This is a genomic window from Methylobacterium thuringiense, assembly GCF_022179645.1.
Lineage (GTDB): Bacteria > Pseudomonadota > Alphaproteobacteria > Rhizobiales > Beijerinckiaceae > Methylobacterium > Methylobacterium thuringiense.
In genome coordinates this window covers 25588-39157 of sequence record NZ_BPRA01000030.1, presented here as the reverse complement: position 1 = coordinate 39157, position 13570 = coordinate 25588, and the positions used below count along the sequence as shown (strand labels likewise).

Sequence of the window (13570 nt, the reverse complement as noted above, 5' to 3'; positions counted from 1 at the left end):
CACGGTCCAGCCTCTCAGCCAAACCCGCAAGGACACACAAGCCGCCCACGCTTCTCTTTCTCACAAACCAACTTGTCAAAGAACACAAAAGACCAAGCAAGCCGAAGCTCAAGATCTCTCGAAATAAACCCCAGATCAAAACCAGATCAACCAGCCAGACCCAAAGCGGAGGCGCTGATTAATGCGCCGCCAAAATCGTGTCAACCCAAAAACCAGAGGCTCTCGAAACCGACACGCTCACACCCAAAAAACCAAAAGCAGGCCGCCCGACAGTCGCCGGACACTTCCCGCAGATTGTTCAGAAGATGCGAAGGCCACCGAGCTGCTTCCGCGGCCGGCGCCGATGAACAGGGATATACGGAGACAGACCGGAGACGTCAACCGGAAAAGTTCGGAGCCGGCGAAAATTTCGTCGGCGACCCGATCCCGCTCTCCGGCCTTGGCTCTCACTCGAACGGGTCGGACTCCTGCGCTACTCTGCCTGCAACGCATACGGAACAAAGCGAGACTCCACTGCGACAGGAGGTTTCCCATGGCATCCACCGTTTCGATCGCACGGGCTGACGCCATAGCGGCCGGCAAACGCGGCCGTATCGGCCCGCGAGGGCTTCTCCTCGTCGTCACGGCCTCCGCGCTGGCGCTGGCCGTTGTTCTAGGGCCGGGCACCGCGTCTTCGACGGTCGAGCCCGACCTCGCGCGCCTGCTTCGCTACATGGCTCTCCTGAAGGGCCTCTTTGCCGGGATCGCGTTCAGTTTCGGCTACTGGCGGCTGGCACGGCCGGCGGCGTTGTGGCGCGAGGTCGTCTATGTCGTCGGGCCAGGTGTCATGGCCGGCGCGGCGCTCTGCCTGTGGCAGCTTCAATCTGCCGGCCTCGCCGCAGCCGGCCTGCATATCGGGCTGTTCGCCCTGGTTGCCGCGGCGCTTACCGACCGCGACTTCATCGCGGGGCTGCGCCGCCGCTCGGCATGAAAGCCCCCTCCCCTCTTCGCGGCCTCGCGTCGCGGCGTGCACGGACGAGCAGAACCAGGGCCGACTCCACGATGGCGTCGGTCCAGGCATCGAGGGGACGTCGCCTCCGGATCCGATGAGAGCCCGACCGGCGCGACAGATCGGGAAGAGGCGGAATGTGTAAAAAGATCGCCGGGCAGCCTTCCGACAGGACGCGATAGTAGCTCGCGTTGCAGAGGTATCGCCCGGCATCGCGCGATGCGATCGCACCGACGCGGCGCAAGGGGATGCGGAGTTGCGCCGCAATTGCGCTTCTGCGCTCGTGAGGTCCGTCCAGGTCGAGGGTGAGCTGGCGCGCGACCTTCCCGGAAGCGTCGGGGAACAGCCGGCTCGCGCGATTGACCGCCCTTCCCTCGATGCGGATGCACCTGGCCCGCCGGGCGATGCCGATCATCAGCACCGCGTCGGGTTGCTCGGCCAGAGCCGGCTCCAGTTCGGTGGAAAGCGCCGAGTAGGACGTCGTCAGGATCAACAGTTCCGGCGCCGTCCCCATCACGCGCCGCAGGCGCGGTGAGGCGGCGATGCGCCTTGCCAGCGTCGCACTCGGATTGATCGGCACACCCGGAAACGGCCCGAACCCGGTGACGAGCAGGCGCGGTGGCCTCAAAGACCGATCAGGTCCGAGATCGCCTGCGCACCGGCCGCCGGCGAATGCTCGCCCCGCGCCACCGACTTCTCGGCCTCCGCGGTCGCCTTGCGGACATCGACGCTGCTGGTGAGCTTCTGGTGCAGGCGCTCGTGGACCAGCGCCCACATCCACTTCACGTCCTGCTTCTTGCGCCGCTCGAAGATCTCGCCCGTGGCGGTGAGCTTCTGGCGGTGATCCTCGATCTTCGACCAGAGGTCATCGAGCCCCTTTCCGTGCAGCCCCGAGATCGTGACGACCGGCGGCGACCATGTCGCCGAGGCCGGCGTCAGGATGTGCAAAGCCGCGCGGTAATCCTGCGCGGCGACCTTCGCCCGCTTTTCGTTCTCGCCGTCGTCGGCCTTGTTGACCGCGATCATGTCGGCGAGTTCGAGAATACCCTTCTTGATGCCCTGGAGCTCGTCGCCGGCACCGGGCAGCATCAGAACCAGGAAAAAGTCGGTGAGATCGGCCACCGCCGTCTCGGACTGGCCGACGCCGACCGTCTCCACCAGGATCACGTCGAAACCCGCAGCCTCGCAGAGCAGCATGGTCTCGCGGGTCTTGGCGGCGACACCGCCGAGGGTGCCGGACGAGGGCGAGGGCCGGATGAAGGCGTTCCGGTCCTGCGCGAGCTGCGCCATCCGGGTCTTGTCGCCGAGGATCGAGCCGCCGGTGCGGGTCGAGGACGGATCGACCGCGAGCACCGCCACCTTGTGGCCGGCCTTGGTCAGCTGGCTGCCGAGCATGTCGATCGTCGTCGACTTGCCGACACCCGGCACGCCGGTGATGCCGACCCGGATCGCCTTGCCGGTCTCGGGCAGCACAGCGTCGATCAGGTCGCGCACCGCGGCGCGGTGATCGGCCCGCCGGGACTCTGCGAAGGTGATGGCGCGGGCGAGTGCCGCGCGGTCTCCCTTGAGCAGCCGCTCGCGGATGTTGTCCATGTCGGGAAGAGTAGGCGCCATGGCGCTCTTCATGCAGGGCGCAACGGCGTTCGTCGAGGGGGCAGGCCGGTCGGATGTGGCGCTTCGGGCACGGAGACGGCGTCGCGCACAGGATCCCCTGTCGATTGCCTCGTCATGGCCAAGATCGTGCCGCACATGATCTGCGAGAAGCTGGGCGCGCACGCGTCTGCCCGGCGATTGAGGACATCGCACGATGAGGTGGCATAGTTTGCGACCGACGAGAGCCGAGGCGGATGCGCCGACACGGCGCTCCGTCGTCCGGATCGCCGCCCTGTTCGGAGCTGCGGCGGTGACGCCGGGCCTTTCGGGCTGCATCACCGACGGACTTTCCACCGGCACGGTCGGCACGGCACCGCGGGACCAGTCCGCCCTCGACGTCAGCCCGGTGCTGCTCGTCGCCACAACCCGCAAGGCGGTGAACGGCGGTACCAAGTCTCCGTATTTCGGGTCCGAACGCGGCCGGGGCCTGAGCTTCGCCGAGGTGCGGATCTCCGCGCCCGACCGCTCGTTCGTCGGCAAGGTCTCGGCCGTCGTCAACGGCGATTGGGGCATCCGGTCGATTCCGCAGGTCGAGACGGGGGCCAACGCGGCGACGGCCTTCTCGCAGGCGGCCTTCGGCCGGGACGTGCTGATCTATGTCCACGGCTACCGCGAGAGCTTCGAATCCTCGGCGCTCAGCGCCGCGATGCTCTCCGACGGCATCCGCTTCCGCGGGGCGTCGGCGCTGTTCACCTGGCCCTCGGCCGCGGCGACCTTCGATTACGGCTACGACCGCGAGAGCGCGATGTGGTCCCGCGACGCCTTCGAGGATCTCCTGAAGGCGCTCGCCGCCTCGCCCTCGGGCGGCCGCATCAACATCGTCGCGCATTCCATGGGCACGCTGCTGACCCTCGAGACCCTGCGGATGCTGCGGGCGGAGGCGGGCGAAGCGGCGATGGCGCGGATCGGCGCGGTGGTGCTCGCCGCCCCCGACATCGACATCGACCTGTTCACCAACGCGGTCGAGCGGATGGGGCCGGACGTCCACAAGATCACGGTGATTTCCTCGACCAACGACCGGGCGCTCGAGCTCTCGGGCGTGCTCGCCGGCGGAACCCGTGCGGGCGCCGCCGACCGCGGCCGCCTGGAAGCCCTCGGCGTTCGCGTCGCGGACGCATCCGATTACGGCGGCGGCCTGATCAACCACGACCTGTTCCTGTCCAATCCCGAGGTGCAGGGCGTGGTCAAGCGCGCGATCTCGCGCGGCAGCGGCGCCTGAGTCTCCGACGCGCATCAGCCTGCGGATCGATCGGGCGCGGGGGCGGCGCAGGACGATTTCGGGGGTGACTCAGGGCCGGAGGCGTGGTTTGCCCGCGGCGGGCGCGGCCGGCGCCCGATACGGAGCGCTATGGGCATGTTCACTCTCGAGATCGATGGCAAAGCGATCGCTGTCATCAATGCCGACGAAGAGACGGCGCGCGATCTGTTCACCTGCGATGGTTTCAAGGAAGACATCGGCACGATGAAGAGCGCGGGCACCCCGCTCTGGAACGGTACTTCCGAACTGATCATCCGCGCCTCGACGGAGGACGAGACCGACGAGTTCGAGCAGGCCCTGTCCGAGGACGACGGCAGCGGCGACTTCGAGGACGATGCCCACCATCAGGATGCGGACGCGAAGGCTCCCGAGGCCGACGCAGACGATGAAGACGACGAGGACGAAGACGAAGCCGACATCGTCTTCCTCGTTGAGCTCGACGACGACGCCGACGATGCGGACCACCTCGACGCCTGAACGAAAAACGGCCCCCGGATCGGGGGCCGTTTCTTTTTCCGAAAGCGTTTCAGCTACAGCACCACGACCTTGGCGCCGACCTCGACCCGGCTGAACAGGTCGATGGCGTCCTGATTGATCATCCGGATGCAGCCGGACGACACGCTCTTCCCGATCGATTGCGGCTCCGTGGTGCCGTGGATGCGGAACAGCGTGTCCTTGTTGTTCTGCCAGAGATACATCGCACGGGCGCCGAGCGGATTGCCGGAGCCGCCGGGGACGCCGACGCCGCTCTGAAGCTTCGAGACCTGACTCTTCAGGTCCGGCCGGCGCTCGATCATCTCCTTCGGCGGATACCAATCCGGCCAGGCCTGCTTCGAGTTGACGGTTGCGGCGCCCGACCAGGAAAAGCCCTGCTTGCCCACGCCGACGCCGTAGCGCCGAGCCCGGCCGTTCGGCAGGACGAGGTAGAGGAAGTGGGCTCGCGGATCGACGACGATGGTGCCGGGAGCCTCGTTCGTCCGGTAATCCACCTCGGCCCGCAGGAAGGTCTGGTTGAACTTCTTGTAGGGGATAGGCGGCACCGTGAAAGGCTCGCCCTCGACGGGGCCGTAGGCACGGGCGTAGTCGACCGGACCGTTGTCGACCGGCCGCTCCGGCACCGGATAGCCGGCCTGCTTCGGCGCGGGCCGCGCCTCGACGGCCGGCGCGCCCTGGGGCGGCGGCTCGCCGTAGCGCTCCGCGCGGCGGCGGGCGTATTCGTCGGCGTCGAGAGCGGCGCTCGGATCTTCCACGGGCCGGCCGTTCACGACAGGACCACCATAGGGAACGTACTGCCCGGCGCGCTTGCGATAGAGCTGCCCGTTCTGGTCCTTGTAGAGGCGGGCGTCGTCGTAGCCGCCGGCCGTCTGCGCGAGCCCCGGACCGGCCAGGCCCATCAGAGCGAGGCTGGACGCGGCGCCGATGAGAAGCTTGCGGCGGTTCGAGGACTGGGTCGGTTTGAACATCGGATTGCTCGACGAAATCGATTGCGGCGACGACCGGGACCTCGTGGGCCGTCCATTCCCAGTTCGGGGACGGTCGTCAACTCAACCCGTCTGATAGCAAGAAAGCCTGTTTCAGTGCTGCAACAGCGGGGCTTTATCCATACGTTCGCCGGATGGCCGATATGCGGCAAAATCAGTCAAAGCCGCCGCATCAGCGTGTCTCTTTTACCAGCATATGGCGAAAGTGTGGATGTACACAGCAACTCACAGGCGAAGGTGATTGAAAAGACAGGCGTCCCGACGACATGGGATCATGGTCACACCGTCGACCTGGGAACGCCTCCCGTGCCTGATTTTTCGCGTCATCGTCTCCGCTCGCTCGTCGTATTTGCGATCGGGGTGGCCTGCCTTCCGGCGGCTCCGGCGGAGGCCGCCAGACGCCTGCAACCGAAAGCCGTTCACACCGCGAAGGCACCTGGAGTGCCGCCTGCAAAATCCGCACGTCTCGACACCGAGTCTCTCGAGGCCAAGGCCGCCGAGATCAAATCGGCCTCCAAGGAACCGGCAGGGGTCTGGACCTCCGGCGAGCAGGAGCGGGCCTGCTTTCGTGGGCGGCGCAAGCTCTGGCAGGCCGGCGAGGGGTGGGTGGTGAAGAAGGTCAACCTCTGTCCGTAGAGAGCGATTTCGCCACGCGGCGCGGCATTCGCACAAAATTGAAGCGTAGGCTGCCTTTGGATCGGACATGCCCGTTTCCGAGGCGGTCCAGCGCTTTCGATGACCGGCCTCGTGCGTGTGGATGATCGATCGGTGTTGCGGTCTCCCGACTGGTCGTAGGCCGTCCCCTCCTTCTGCAGCATCTCCTACTCTCGGCATAACTTGGCACGGTTGCTGCCTTGCAACCGCCTGCCGCCTCCATTGGCGAGGTGGCACGCGGGGCAACGGCGCCTCGCATGCGGACGGCGACGAGGCCGGACTTCGCATGAGCAGCCCGTTCTCCGCGGAGACGGGCCGAGTCCACGTGACAGCCGAGAGACGAGCACGCCCATGGCCAGCTTCAAGACCGTGATGAAATCCGGTCACCCTCCGACCCTGTTCGCCGCCTTCCTCTATTTCGATTTCTGCTTCGCGATCTGGGTTCTGAACGGCGCCATGGGCCCTTTCATCACCGAGACCTACAAGCTCTCGCCGGCCCAGACCGGCTTCATGATCTCTCTGCCGATCCTGGCCGGCGCGATCATGCGCTTTCCCCTCGGCGTGCTCGCTCAGTACATCGGCCGTAAGAACGCGGCGATCACCGAGATGAGCATCATCATCCTGGCGATGGCCTACGGCTTCTTCTTCGTGTCGAGCTACAACGACGTGCTGGCGATGGGCGTGCTGCTCGGCATCGCCGGCGCCTCGTTCGGCGTCGCGCTCTCCCTCGGTTCCGGCTGGTTTCCGCCGGAGCACAAGGGCCTCGCCATGGGCATCGCCGGCGCCGGCAACTCGGGCACCGTGCTCGCCGTGCTGTTCGCGCCGCCGCTCGCCCAGGCCTATGGCTGGCAGGCCGTCTACGGCTTCGCCGGAGTCGTGATGGTGATCCCGCTGATCGTGATGATCATCCTCGCCAAGGAGCCGCCGGACACCGAACACCAGTCCTTCAAGGAGCATATCTCCTGCCTGTTCACGAAGGACGGCTGGGCCTTCTCGCTGATCTACGTCATCACCTTCGGCGGCTTCATCGGCCTGTCGAACTTCCTGCCGACCTTCTTCTACGAGCAGTTCGCCGTGACGAAGGTGGAGGCCGGACGCCTGACCATGCTCGCGGCCTTCATGGGTTCGGGCATCCGTATCGTCGGCGGCTATTTCGCCGATCGGATCGGCGGCATCGCGGTGCTGTCGGTGGTGCTGCTGGCCGCGATCGGCTCGTTCCTGGCGCTGACCTCGACGCCTTCGCTTGCCGTGACGACCATCCTGTTCATGCTGTGCTTCGCGGCGCTCGGAGCCGGAAACGGCGCTCTGTTCCAGCTCGTGCCCCTGCGCTACCCGACCAACACCGCCGTGTCTGGCTCGATGATCGGCGAGATCGGAGCACTCGGCGGCGCGATCCTTCCGAACGTGATGGGCATCTCGAAGCAGTACACGGGTGCCTTCGCGACCGGCTTCGTCATCTACGCGGTATTCGCGGCGGTGGTTCTCGGCTGCCTGTTCCTTTGGCAGAAGAAGTGGGTCGGCAGCTGGGTCGGCCCACGTGGCAAGGTCATCGACCCGACCCCGGAGCAACTCCAGGCCGCGGGACGGCTGGAGCCGATGGCGGCGTAAGCCGAACAGCATCGACCGATCGACGGGGGCCTCGCGGCCCCCGTTTTCGTTTCGGGCGTCAGTCCGTTCCCGCCGAGACCGTCGCGAAGGTCAGAAGGTCGACCTGCCTGGCTCCGCCCCGCAGAAGGGCGCGCGAGGCGGCATTGCCGGTGGCGCCGGTGGTCGTGACGTCGTCGATCAGCAAAACGCGCCTCCCCGCGAGGCGGGGCTTTGCTGCCGCTGGCACACGGAACGCGCCCTGCAGGTTCTCGGCTCGCTGAGCACGCGTCAGCCCGACCTGCGGCCGGGTGCGTTTCACACGGACGAGTGAGCGGGTGTCGCAGGGGATGCCGGACATCCGCGCCACGCTGCGAGCGAGGAGCGCAGCCTGATTGAAGCGGCGGCGCCAAAGCCGGAAGGCATGGAGCGGCACCGGCACCAACAGGTCGGCCTCGGCGATCAACTCGGCTCCGGCGGATGTCATCATCCGCGCCATGGCCCGGCCGAGATCGAGCCGGTCCCCGTATTTCAGGCGATGGACGAGGTCGCGCGCGGTGCCGTCGTACAGCGCGACGGCACGGGCGCGCTGGAACACCGGCGGCTCGGCGATGGCGCGTGGGCTGAGAAGCGACCCGACACCGAGGTCGACGGCGAAGGGCGTGCCGAGCCGCTCGCAGAACGGCCGTTCGATCAGGCGCAGACCCGACCAGCAGGCTGGGCAAAGGGCATGCGGCTCGGCCGTCGCCGAGCCGCATCCGATACAGGTCGGTGGATAGACCAGCCCGAGCGCGGCACCGAGCGCCGCGCGAAGGCCGCCGGAAGGCAGACCGAAGGTCAGCGCGAGGGCTGCTGCTGCTGCGCCTTGTCCTTCTTGTTGGCGTAGTGACGCCCGACCATGCAGCCGCCGGCCGCGCCGATCACGCCATGTCCGGCGGCGTGCCCGGCGAGGCCGCCGACGATCGCGCCCTTGATGCAGCCCTTGGCTTCGGCCGTGACGCTGAGCCCGATGACCGCGAGGGCGAGCGTTGCGACGGTGAGAATGCGTTTCATGGAACTCTCCTGGCCCTGAGGCGGATCAGCAACGGCGACCGCCGGTTTCGGTTCCGGTCTCGGGCATCCATGAGCGGGGCCGGATGATGCGGCTCACCCTGGCGGCGAAGCAAGAGCTGCCCCATCTCCGGCGGACGATGAACCAGCCCACGCCCCTGTTCGACCCAGCTCTGCTTCGGCAGCGCCTCTCCCGGGCGCGGCGCGATGGCTATGCCGACTTCTTGATGGCGCGCGCGATCGACGATGTCGATGAGCGGCTCGGGACAGTGCTGCGCCGATTTCCCCTGGCACTCGACCTCGCCACTCCGATCCCGGCAGCCACGCGATGGCTGCGCGGAAGTGGCCGCACCGACGCGGTCGTACGCCTATCCCCCGTACCCGAACCGGGCGAGCCGCTTTGCCTCGTCGGCGATCCGGAAGCCCTGCCCTTCGGAAACGTCCCCGAATTCGATCTCGCGGTGTCGCTACTGGCGCTGCATGCGGTCAACGACCTGCCAGGCACGCTGGTGCAACTGCGCCGCGCGCTCAAGCCTGACGGCCTCTTCATAGGCTGCCTGCTCGGCGGGGCGACGCTGACGGAGCTGCGGCAGGCCTTTCAGCACGCCGAAAGCGAGATGGAGGGCGGCATCAGCCCGCGCGTGGCACCCTTCGCGGAGGTGCGCGATCTCGGCGGCCTCCTACAGCGCGCCGGCTTCAGCCTGCCGGTCACCGATTCCGAGCGTGTGACGGTTCGTTATGCCGATCCCTTCGCGCTGACGCGGGATCTGCGCGCCATGGGCCTGACCAACGCGCTCACCGAGCGCCGCCGCACGCCCTTGCGCCGCGCGACGCTGCTGCGCATGGCAGAGATCTATGCCGAGCGCTTTTCCGACCACGACGGGCGGCTCCGCGCCACCTTCGAAATGATCTGGCTGTCCGGCTGGACCCCGCACGAGAGTCAGCAGAAGCCGCTCAAACCCGGCAGCGCCAAGAGCCGTCTCGCCGATGCCCTGGGAACCCCGGAGCATGTGGTGAGCGGTCGAGAAGGAAACCCGCGATGAGACAGCCCGGCCCGGACCACCCGATCACCATCACCGCGCATCCGAAGCGCGTGCGCGTCGTCGTCGGCAGCACCGTCGTTGCCGACAGCACGCACGCGCTGGCGTTGAAGGAGGCGAGCTATCCGGCCGTCCTCTACATCCCGCGCGGGGACGCGAACTGGGAGCTGTTCGCCCAGAACCCGCGCTCGACGCACTGCCCCTACAAGGGCGATGCGAGCTACTACGACCTCACGATCGACGGCACGACGAAGGCGGCGGCGGTCTGGAGCTACGAGGCGCCCTTCCCGGCCGTCGCGGCGATCAAGGACCACCTCGCATTCTATCCGGACAAGGTCGACGCGATCGAAGAGATGCCTGCCTGAGGGCTCAGACGTCGTCGATGTACGCCCAGAAACCGGACTTGTGCCGGTGGGCTTTCCGGAGGGTCGCCTGACAGGCCGCATGATCGGGCTGCAGGTCTCCCGCGTGCCGGAGCCGGAGAGCACCTGCACGAACTGATCGAAGCCGTGGCTGTGTATCGTCGCCTGCGGGGCTCACAACCTGGACGAGGCTGACCGCCGTGCCTGCCATCTCGCGCTTGCGGACGCCGTTCGGCGCGACGCTCTGCGCGACCTCGGACCAGGACCGGCAGTGCTTGTTCATGGGACGGTCGCCGGAGCGATACCCAGCCGACGTTGAGGCCGAGGCCGTGGAGACCAGGGGCCGCAACGCGCCGTCAGGGCCCGAGCAGGTCGACCAGAAACGGGATGAGCGGCGCATCGGCCGGCGGCATCGGCATCTCCCGGAGCGCGCCGGGGCGAACCCACTTCAGCGCCTGCCCCTCCATCGATCGCGGCGTGCCCTGCCAGCGGCGGCAGATGTAGAGCGGCATCAGCAGGTGGAAGTCGGGATAGGCGTGGCTCGCGAAGGTCAGCGGGGCGAGGCACGGCTCCTCGACCGTGATCCCGAGCTCTTCCGCGAGTTCGCGGATCAGCGTCTCCTCGGGCCGCTCGCCGGGCTCGACCTTGCCGCCGGGAAACTCCCAGAGGCCGGCGAGCTGCTTGCCGGGCGGGCGCTGCGCCAGCAGCACGCGGCCATCGGTGTCGACCAGGGCGACCGCGACGACGAGGAGCAGGCGCATCGGCGTCGGGTCAGTCACGGCTTGATCGCGAAAACCGCCTCGACTTCGGCGCTGGTCTCGATGGTGCCGGCCTCGACCGGAACCGCGTTCCGGCCGCGCGGCGCGGCCGACTTCGCCATCGCTGCATAGGGCATCGGGCGCGACGCTTCGGTGCGTGGTGGCGAGACGATCGACAGGGCCGGACCGACCGTCACGCCGGCAGCCTCCGCAAGCCGCTCGGCTTGTGCGCGCGCATCCTTCATCGCGGCGACCTGCACGGAGGATTGCACGGAAGCCGGATTACGCAAGCCGAAGCTGACGCCGTGGATGCGGTTCGAGCCGGCATCGAGCGCCCTGCGCATCAGCTCGCCGAGCTTGGGCATATCGCCGAGGCGCACGACGACGCTATTCGAGGCGGCATAGCCGTCTGCTTTCTCCGTCATCGTACCGTCGGACCCGCGGATCTGGCGGGTCACAGGCTGCAGCGTCACCGAGGAGGTGCCGATATCGGCCTCCGGCACGCCGATCTCCTTCGCGGTCGCAATGATGCCGCGCGCCGCGTTGCTCGCCGCGTCGAGGGCGGCGGCGGGCGTCGCGCCCTTCGCTTGCACCCCGATCTCGACCGCCGCGAAGTCCGGCGGCGTCTCGATCTGCGCCCGGCCGATCACGCTGATCCGGCCGCCCGTGTCGTCGTCGCCAGCGAAGGCGGGCACACAGAGCGCGAGGCCGAGCAGACCGGTGAAGGCGACGGCGTACGGCTTCACGAGCGGTAGTCCCCGTTGATGGCGACGTATTCCTTGGTCAGGTCGCAGGTCCAGATCCGCGCCCTGCCCTGTCCGAGGCCGATCTCGACCTTCAGCGTGATCTCCGGCGCGCGCATCACGGCGCTCGCAGCCTCTTCGCTGTAATCGGGATCACGCGCGCCATGGTGGGCGACACGCACGTCGCCGAACGAGATCGTCAGGAGGTCGCGATCGGCCGGCTCGCCGGCCTTGCCCACCGCCATGACCACGCGGCCCCAGTTCGCGTCTTCGCCGGCGATCGCCGTCTTCACCAAGGGAGAGTTGGCGATCGACATGGCGATGCGATGGGCCGAGGCGTCGCTCTCCGCGCCCTCGACCTCGACGGTCACGAGCTTGCGGGCACCCTCCCCGTCCCGGGCGACGAGCTGAGCCAGATCGATCAACAGGTCGTCGAGGGCGGCGCGAAAACCGGCGAGCCGCGGATCGTCGGCGCGGTCGATGGCGGCGTTGCCGGCCTTGCCCGTCGCGAACAGCAGCAGCGTATCCGAGGTCGAGGTGTCGCCATCGATGGTGACGCAGTTGAAGCTCTTGTTGGTCCCGGCCGTCAGCAACTCGCTCAGCAAGGCCTGCGGCAGCGCCGCGTCGGTGAACACGAAGGACAGCATCGTCGCCATGTCGGGCGCGATCATGCCGGCGCCCTTGGCCATGCCGTTGATCGTCACCGTGCGGCCGTCGATCTCGGCTTTGCGGGTGGCGAGCTTCGGAAACGTGTCGGTGGTCATGATGGCACGAGCCGCCGCCTCCCAGGCGCGCGGGCCGTCGTCGGCGCGGCTCGCACAATCCGCGAGCACACCCTCGAACTTGCGGGCATCGAGGGGCTCGCCGATCACGCCGGTGGAGGCGATGAGCACCGCCTCGCGCGCGCAGGGGGCGGCCTTCGCGGCGATGTCGGCGGTGAGCGAGACGGCCTCGCGACCTTTCAGACCGGTAAAGGCGTTGGCGTTGCCGGAATTCACCACGAGGGCGCGGGCCATACCGTTGCCGGCGGCGAGCGCCTCGCGGCACCAGTCGACGGCTGCCGACGGGCAGCGCGAGCGGGTGAACACGCCGGCAACCGTGGTGCCCGCATCGAGCGAGACCCAGAGCACGTCGGTGCGGCCGGCATAGCGGATGCCGGCCTGCGCCGTGGCGAGGCGGATTCCGGCGATGGCGGGAAGCTCCGGGGTGGTGCTCGGTGCCAGCGGCGAGACGGGCGTTGCCGTTGCGGAAGCCATCGATTCTCCACTCAGTTTCCGGGCCGCTGAAACCAAACGCGACCGCGACGTGTTGCCCCGGGTCCGCTGCGGGCGTCAACCGCCCCGGCGGCTTGTTGCTGCGCCGCCGCATCCGCCCGCGACGCCGTGCAGAAGGGACGGGTGAACGGGCCTGGAACTTGAATAATCTGCCCCTGGGGCGTAGCGTATTGCAATGCAACCAAAACCGGTGACCGGACGAAAAGACCGACGGGACGGACCGATGAATGGCTCGGCTTCGAAGCGCGCTGAAGACTTCCGGCCCGCGGCATCGGGCTCGGACGAGTGCGACGTACAGGGCGGCTGTTACGGAATTCAGGTTCTCGTAGCAGGCCGTCGAAAACACTGGCGTGACGAAGTCAGTGCCGAAATCCGTCGGGCCGGCTACAGCGCGACGTCCGTCGATTGTGCCGTCGATGCGCTCACCATCCTGGCGCTCGGTCTTCCGATGGACGTGCTCGTGACCGACGCGGAGCTGCTCGGCGACCTGCGCTGTGCCCGCCTCGCCGTCGAGGCCCGCGCCCTGCGGCCCAACCTCGGCATCGTCTTCGCGAACGACAGAGAAGATGCCGACATCACGGACCGCGTGCCGGATGCCCTGGTGATCCCGCCGGGCGCCCAGGACGGTGTGCTGGCCGTCACGGTCCGCGAGGCGCTTCAGGCCCGGATCTGACGCGCACCTGCGGCGCCGGGCTCCAATCGCTTTTGCTCCGCGCGACGCTATG

At 67.8% G+C, this 13570-nt stretch carries 16 protein-coding genes; 8 read left to right on the top strand and 8 right to left on the bottom strand.

Features of this window, described 5'->3' with window-relative positions; all coding sequences use genetic code 11:
• Positions 1-532: 532 nt before the first annotated feature.
• Positions 533-970, top strand: a complete 438-nt coding sequence (locus MFF07_RS21835) for a hypothetical protein (RefSeq protein WP_147814027.1) — start codon at positions 533-535, stop codon at positions 968-970.
• Here MFF07_RS21835 and MFF07_RS21830 read toward each other — a convergent pair.
• A complete protein-coding gene (locus MFF07_RS21830; protein WP_147814029.1) occupies positions 939-1616 on the bottom strand; it encodes a pyroglutamyl-peptidase I in 678 nt (225 codons plus the stop codon). The two genes, MFF07_RS21835 and MFF07_RS21830, sit on opposite strands and share 32 nt — an antisense overlap.
• Entirely contained in the window at positions 1613-2602 is a 990-nt protein-coding gene (gene meaB, locus MFF07_RS21825; protein WP_147814031.1) for a methylmalonyl Co-A mutase-associated GTPase MeaB, read from the bottom strand. Before meaB ends, MFF07_RS21830 begins: the two co-directional genes overlap by 4 nt.
• A gap of 208 nt (positions 2603-2810) precedes the next feature.
• Here meaB and MFF07_RS21820 point away from each other — a divergent pair, with 208 nt between their 5' ends.
• Complete coding sequence (locus MFF07_RS21820; RefSeq protein ID WP_238232898.1) at positions 2811-3860, top strand: alpha/beta hydrolase; 1050 nt, start codon at positions 2811-2813, stop codon at positions 3858-3860.
• Positions 3861-3995: 135 nt separating this feature from the next.
• Positions 3996-4376: a hypothetical protein gene (locus MFF07_RS21815; protein WP_147814035.1), complete on the top strand. Its 381-nt coding sequence runs from the start codon at positions 3996-3998 to the stop codon at positions 4374-4376.
• A 53-nt stretch (positions 4377-4429) separates the two neighbouring features.
• Here the strand turns inward: MFF07_RS21815 and MFF07_RS21810 are convergent, their stop codons facing one another.
• Positions 4430-5362, bottom strand: coding sequence for a L,D-transpeptidase (locus MFF07_RS21810; RefSeq protein ID WP_147814037.1), 933 nt, complete (start codon positions 5360-5362; stop codon positions 4430-4432).
• 114 nt (positions 5363-5476) lie between these two features.
• Here MFF07_RS21810 and MFF07_RS21805 point away from each other — a divergent pair, with 114 nt between their 5' ends.
• Both MFF07_RS21805 and MFF07_RS21800 read left to right on the top strand, forming a co-directional pair.
• Positions 5477-6016, top strand: a complete 540-nt coding sequence (locus tag MFF07_RS21805) for a hypothetical protein (RefSeq protein WP_147814039.1) — start codon at positions 5477-5479, stop codon at positions 6014-6016.
• Between the two features lie 369 nt (positions 6017-6385).
• Positions 6386-7642, top strand: a complete 1257-nt coding sequence (locus tag MFF07_RS21800; RefSeq protein WP_147814041.1) for a nitrate/nitrite transporter — start codon at positions 6386-6388, stop codon at positions 7640-7642.
• 58 nt (positions 7643-7700) lie between these two features.
• Here the strand turns inward: MFF07_RS21800 and MFF07_RS21795 are convergent, their stop codons facing one another.
• A complete protein-coding gene (locus MFF07_RS21795; protein WP_147814043.1) occupies positions 7701-8459 on the bottom strand; it encodes a ComF family protein in 759 nt (252 codons plus the stop codon).
• Positions 8456-8671 carry a hypothetical protein gene (locus tag MFF07_RS21790; RefSeq protein WP_147814045.1) on the bottom strand — a complete coding sequence of 72 codons (216 nt, stop codon included), beginning with the start codon at positions 8669-8671 and terminating at the stop codon, positions 8456-8458. The genes MFF07_RS21795 and MFF07_RS21790 overlap by 4 nt, the downstream gene beginning before the upstream one ends.
• A 137-nt stretch (positions 8672-8808) precedes the next feature.
• Between MFF07_RS21790 and MFF07_RS21785 the strand changes: the two genes are divergently transcribed.
• Both MFF07_RS21785 and MFF07_RS21780 read left to right on the top strand, forming a co-directional pair.
• On the top strand, positions 8809-9711 hold the full coding sequence (locus MFF07_RS21785) for a methyltransferase domain-containing protein (RefSeq protein WP_147814252.1): 903 nt from the start codon (positions 8809-8811) through the stop codon (positions 9709-9711).
• Positions 9708-10073: a DUF427 domain-containing protein gene (locus tag MFF07_RS21780; RefSeq protein ID WP_147814047.1), complete on the top strand. Its 366-nt coding sequence runs from the start codon at positions 9708-9710 to the stop codon at positions 10071-10073. The genes MFF07_RS21785 and MFF07_RS21780 overlap by 4 nt, the downstream gene beginning before the upstream one ends.
• Positions 10074-10426: 353 nt before the next feature.
• Here MFF07_RS21780 and MFF07_RS21775 read toward each other — a convergent pair whose 3' ends face one another.
• The 3 genes from MFF07_RS21775 to argJ are packed head-to-tail and all read right to left on the bottom strand — an operon-like array spanning position 10427 to position 12827.
• Positions 10427-10831, bottom strand: coding sequence for a (deoxy)nucleoside triphosphate pyrophosphohydrolase (locus MFF07_RS21775; RefSeq protein ID WP_147814254.1), 405 nt, complete (start codon positions 10829-10831; stop codon positions 10427-10429).
• A gap of 14 nt (positions 10832-10845) precedes the next feature.
• Positions 10846-11574, bottom strand: a complete 729-nt coding sequence (locus tag MFF07_RS21770) for an SIMPL domain-containing protein (RefSeq protein ID WP_147814049.1) — start codon at positions 11572-11574, stop codon at positions 10846-10848.
• Positions 11571-12827: a bifunctional glutamate N-acetyltransferase/amino-acid acetyltransferase ArgJ gene (argJ, locus tag MFF07_RS21765; protein WP_147814051.1), complete on the bottom strand. Its 1257-nt coding sequence runs from the start codon at positions 12825-12827 to the stop codon at positions 11571-11573. The genes MFF07_RS21770 and argJ overlap by 4 nt, the downstream gene beginning before the upstream one ends.
• 241 nt (positions 12828-13068) lie before the next feature.
• On the opposite strand from argJ, the gene MFF07_RS21760 reads away from it, so the two are divergent.
• Entirely contained in the window at positions 13069-13518 is a 450-nt protein-coding gene (locus MFF07_RS21760; protein WP_238232897.1) for a response regulator, read from the top strand.
• Positions 13519-13570 lie beyond the last annotated feature (52 nt).

Bases quoted from the DNA above. Each gene is read 5' to 3' on its own strand.
- meaB (WP_147814031.1), bottom strand. From the start codon at position 2,602: ATGGCGCCTACTCTTCCCGACATGGACAACATCCGCGAGCGGCTGCTC.
- MFF07_RS21815 (WP_147814035.1), top strand. From the start codon at position 3,996: ATGTTCACTCTCGAGATCGATGGCAAAGCGATCGCTGTCATCAATGCC.
- MFF07_RS21835 (WP_147814027.1), top strand. From the start codon at position 533: ATGGCATCCACCGTTTCGATCGCACGGGCTGACGCCATAGCGGCCGGC.
- MFF07_RS21780 (WP_147814047.1), top strand. From the start codon at position 9,708: ATGAGACAGCCCGGCCCGGACCACCCGATCACCATCACCGCGCATCCG.
- MFF07_RS21810 (WP_147814037.1), bottom strand. From the start codon at position 5,362: ATGTTCAAACCGACCCAGTCCTCGAACCGCCGCAAGCTTCTCATCGGC.
- MFF07_RS21790 (WP_147814045.1), bottom strand. From the start codon at position 8,671: ATGAAACGCATTCTCACCGTCGCAACGCTCGCCCTCGCGGTCATCGGG.
- MFF07_RS21785 (WP_147814252.1), top strand. From the start codon at position 8,809: ATGAACCAGCCCACGCCCCTGTTCGACCCAGCTCTGCTTCGGCAGCGC.
- MFF07_RS21800 (WP_147814041.1), top strand. From the start codon at position 6,386: ATGGCCAGCTTCAAGACCGTGATGAAATCCGGTCACCCTCCGACCCTG.
- argJ (WP_147814051.1), bottom strand. From the start codon at position 12,827: ATGGCTTCCGCAACGGCAACGCCCGTCTCGCCGCTGGCACCGAGCACC.
- MFF07_RS21775 (WP_147814254.1), bottom strand. From the start codon at position 10,831: ATGCGCCTGCTCCTCGTCGTCGCGGTCGCCCTGGTCGACACCGATGGC.
- MFF07_RS21760 (WP_238232897.1), top strand. From the start codon at position 13,069: ATGAATGGCTCGGCTTCGAAGCGCGCTGAAGACTTCCGGCCCGCGGCA.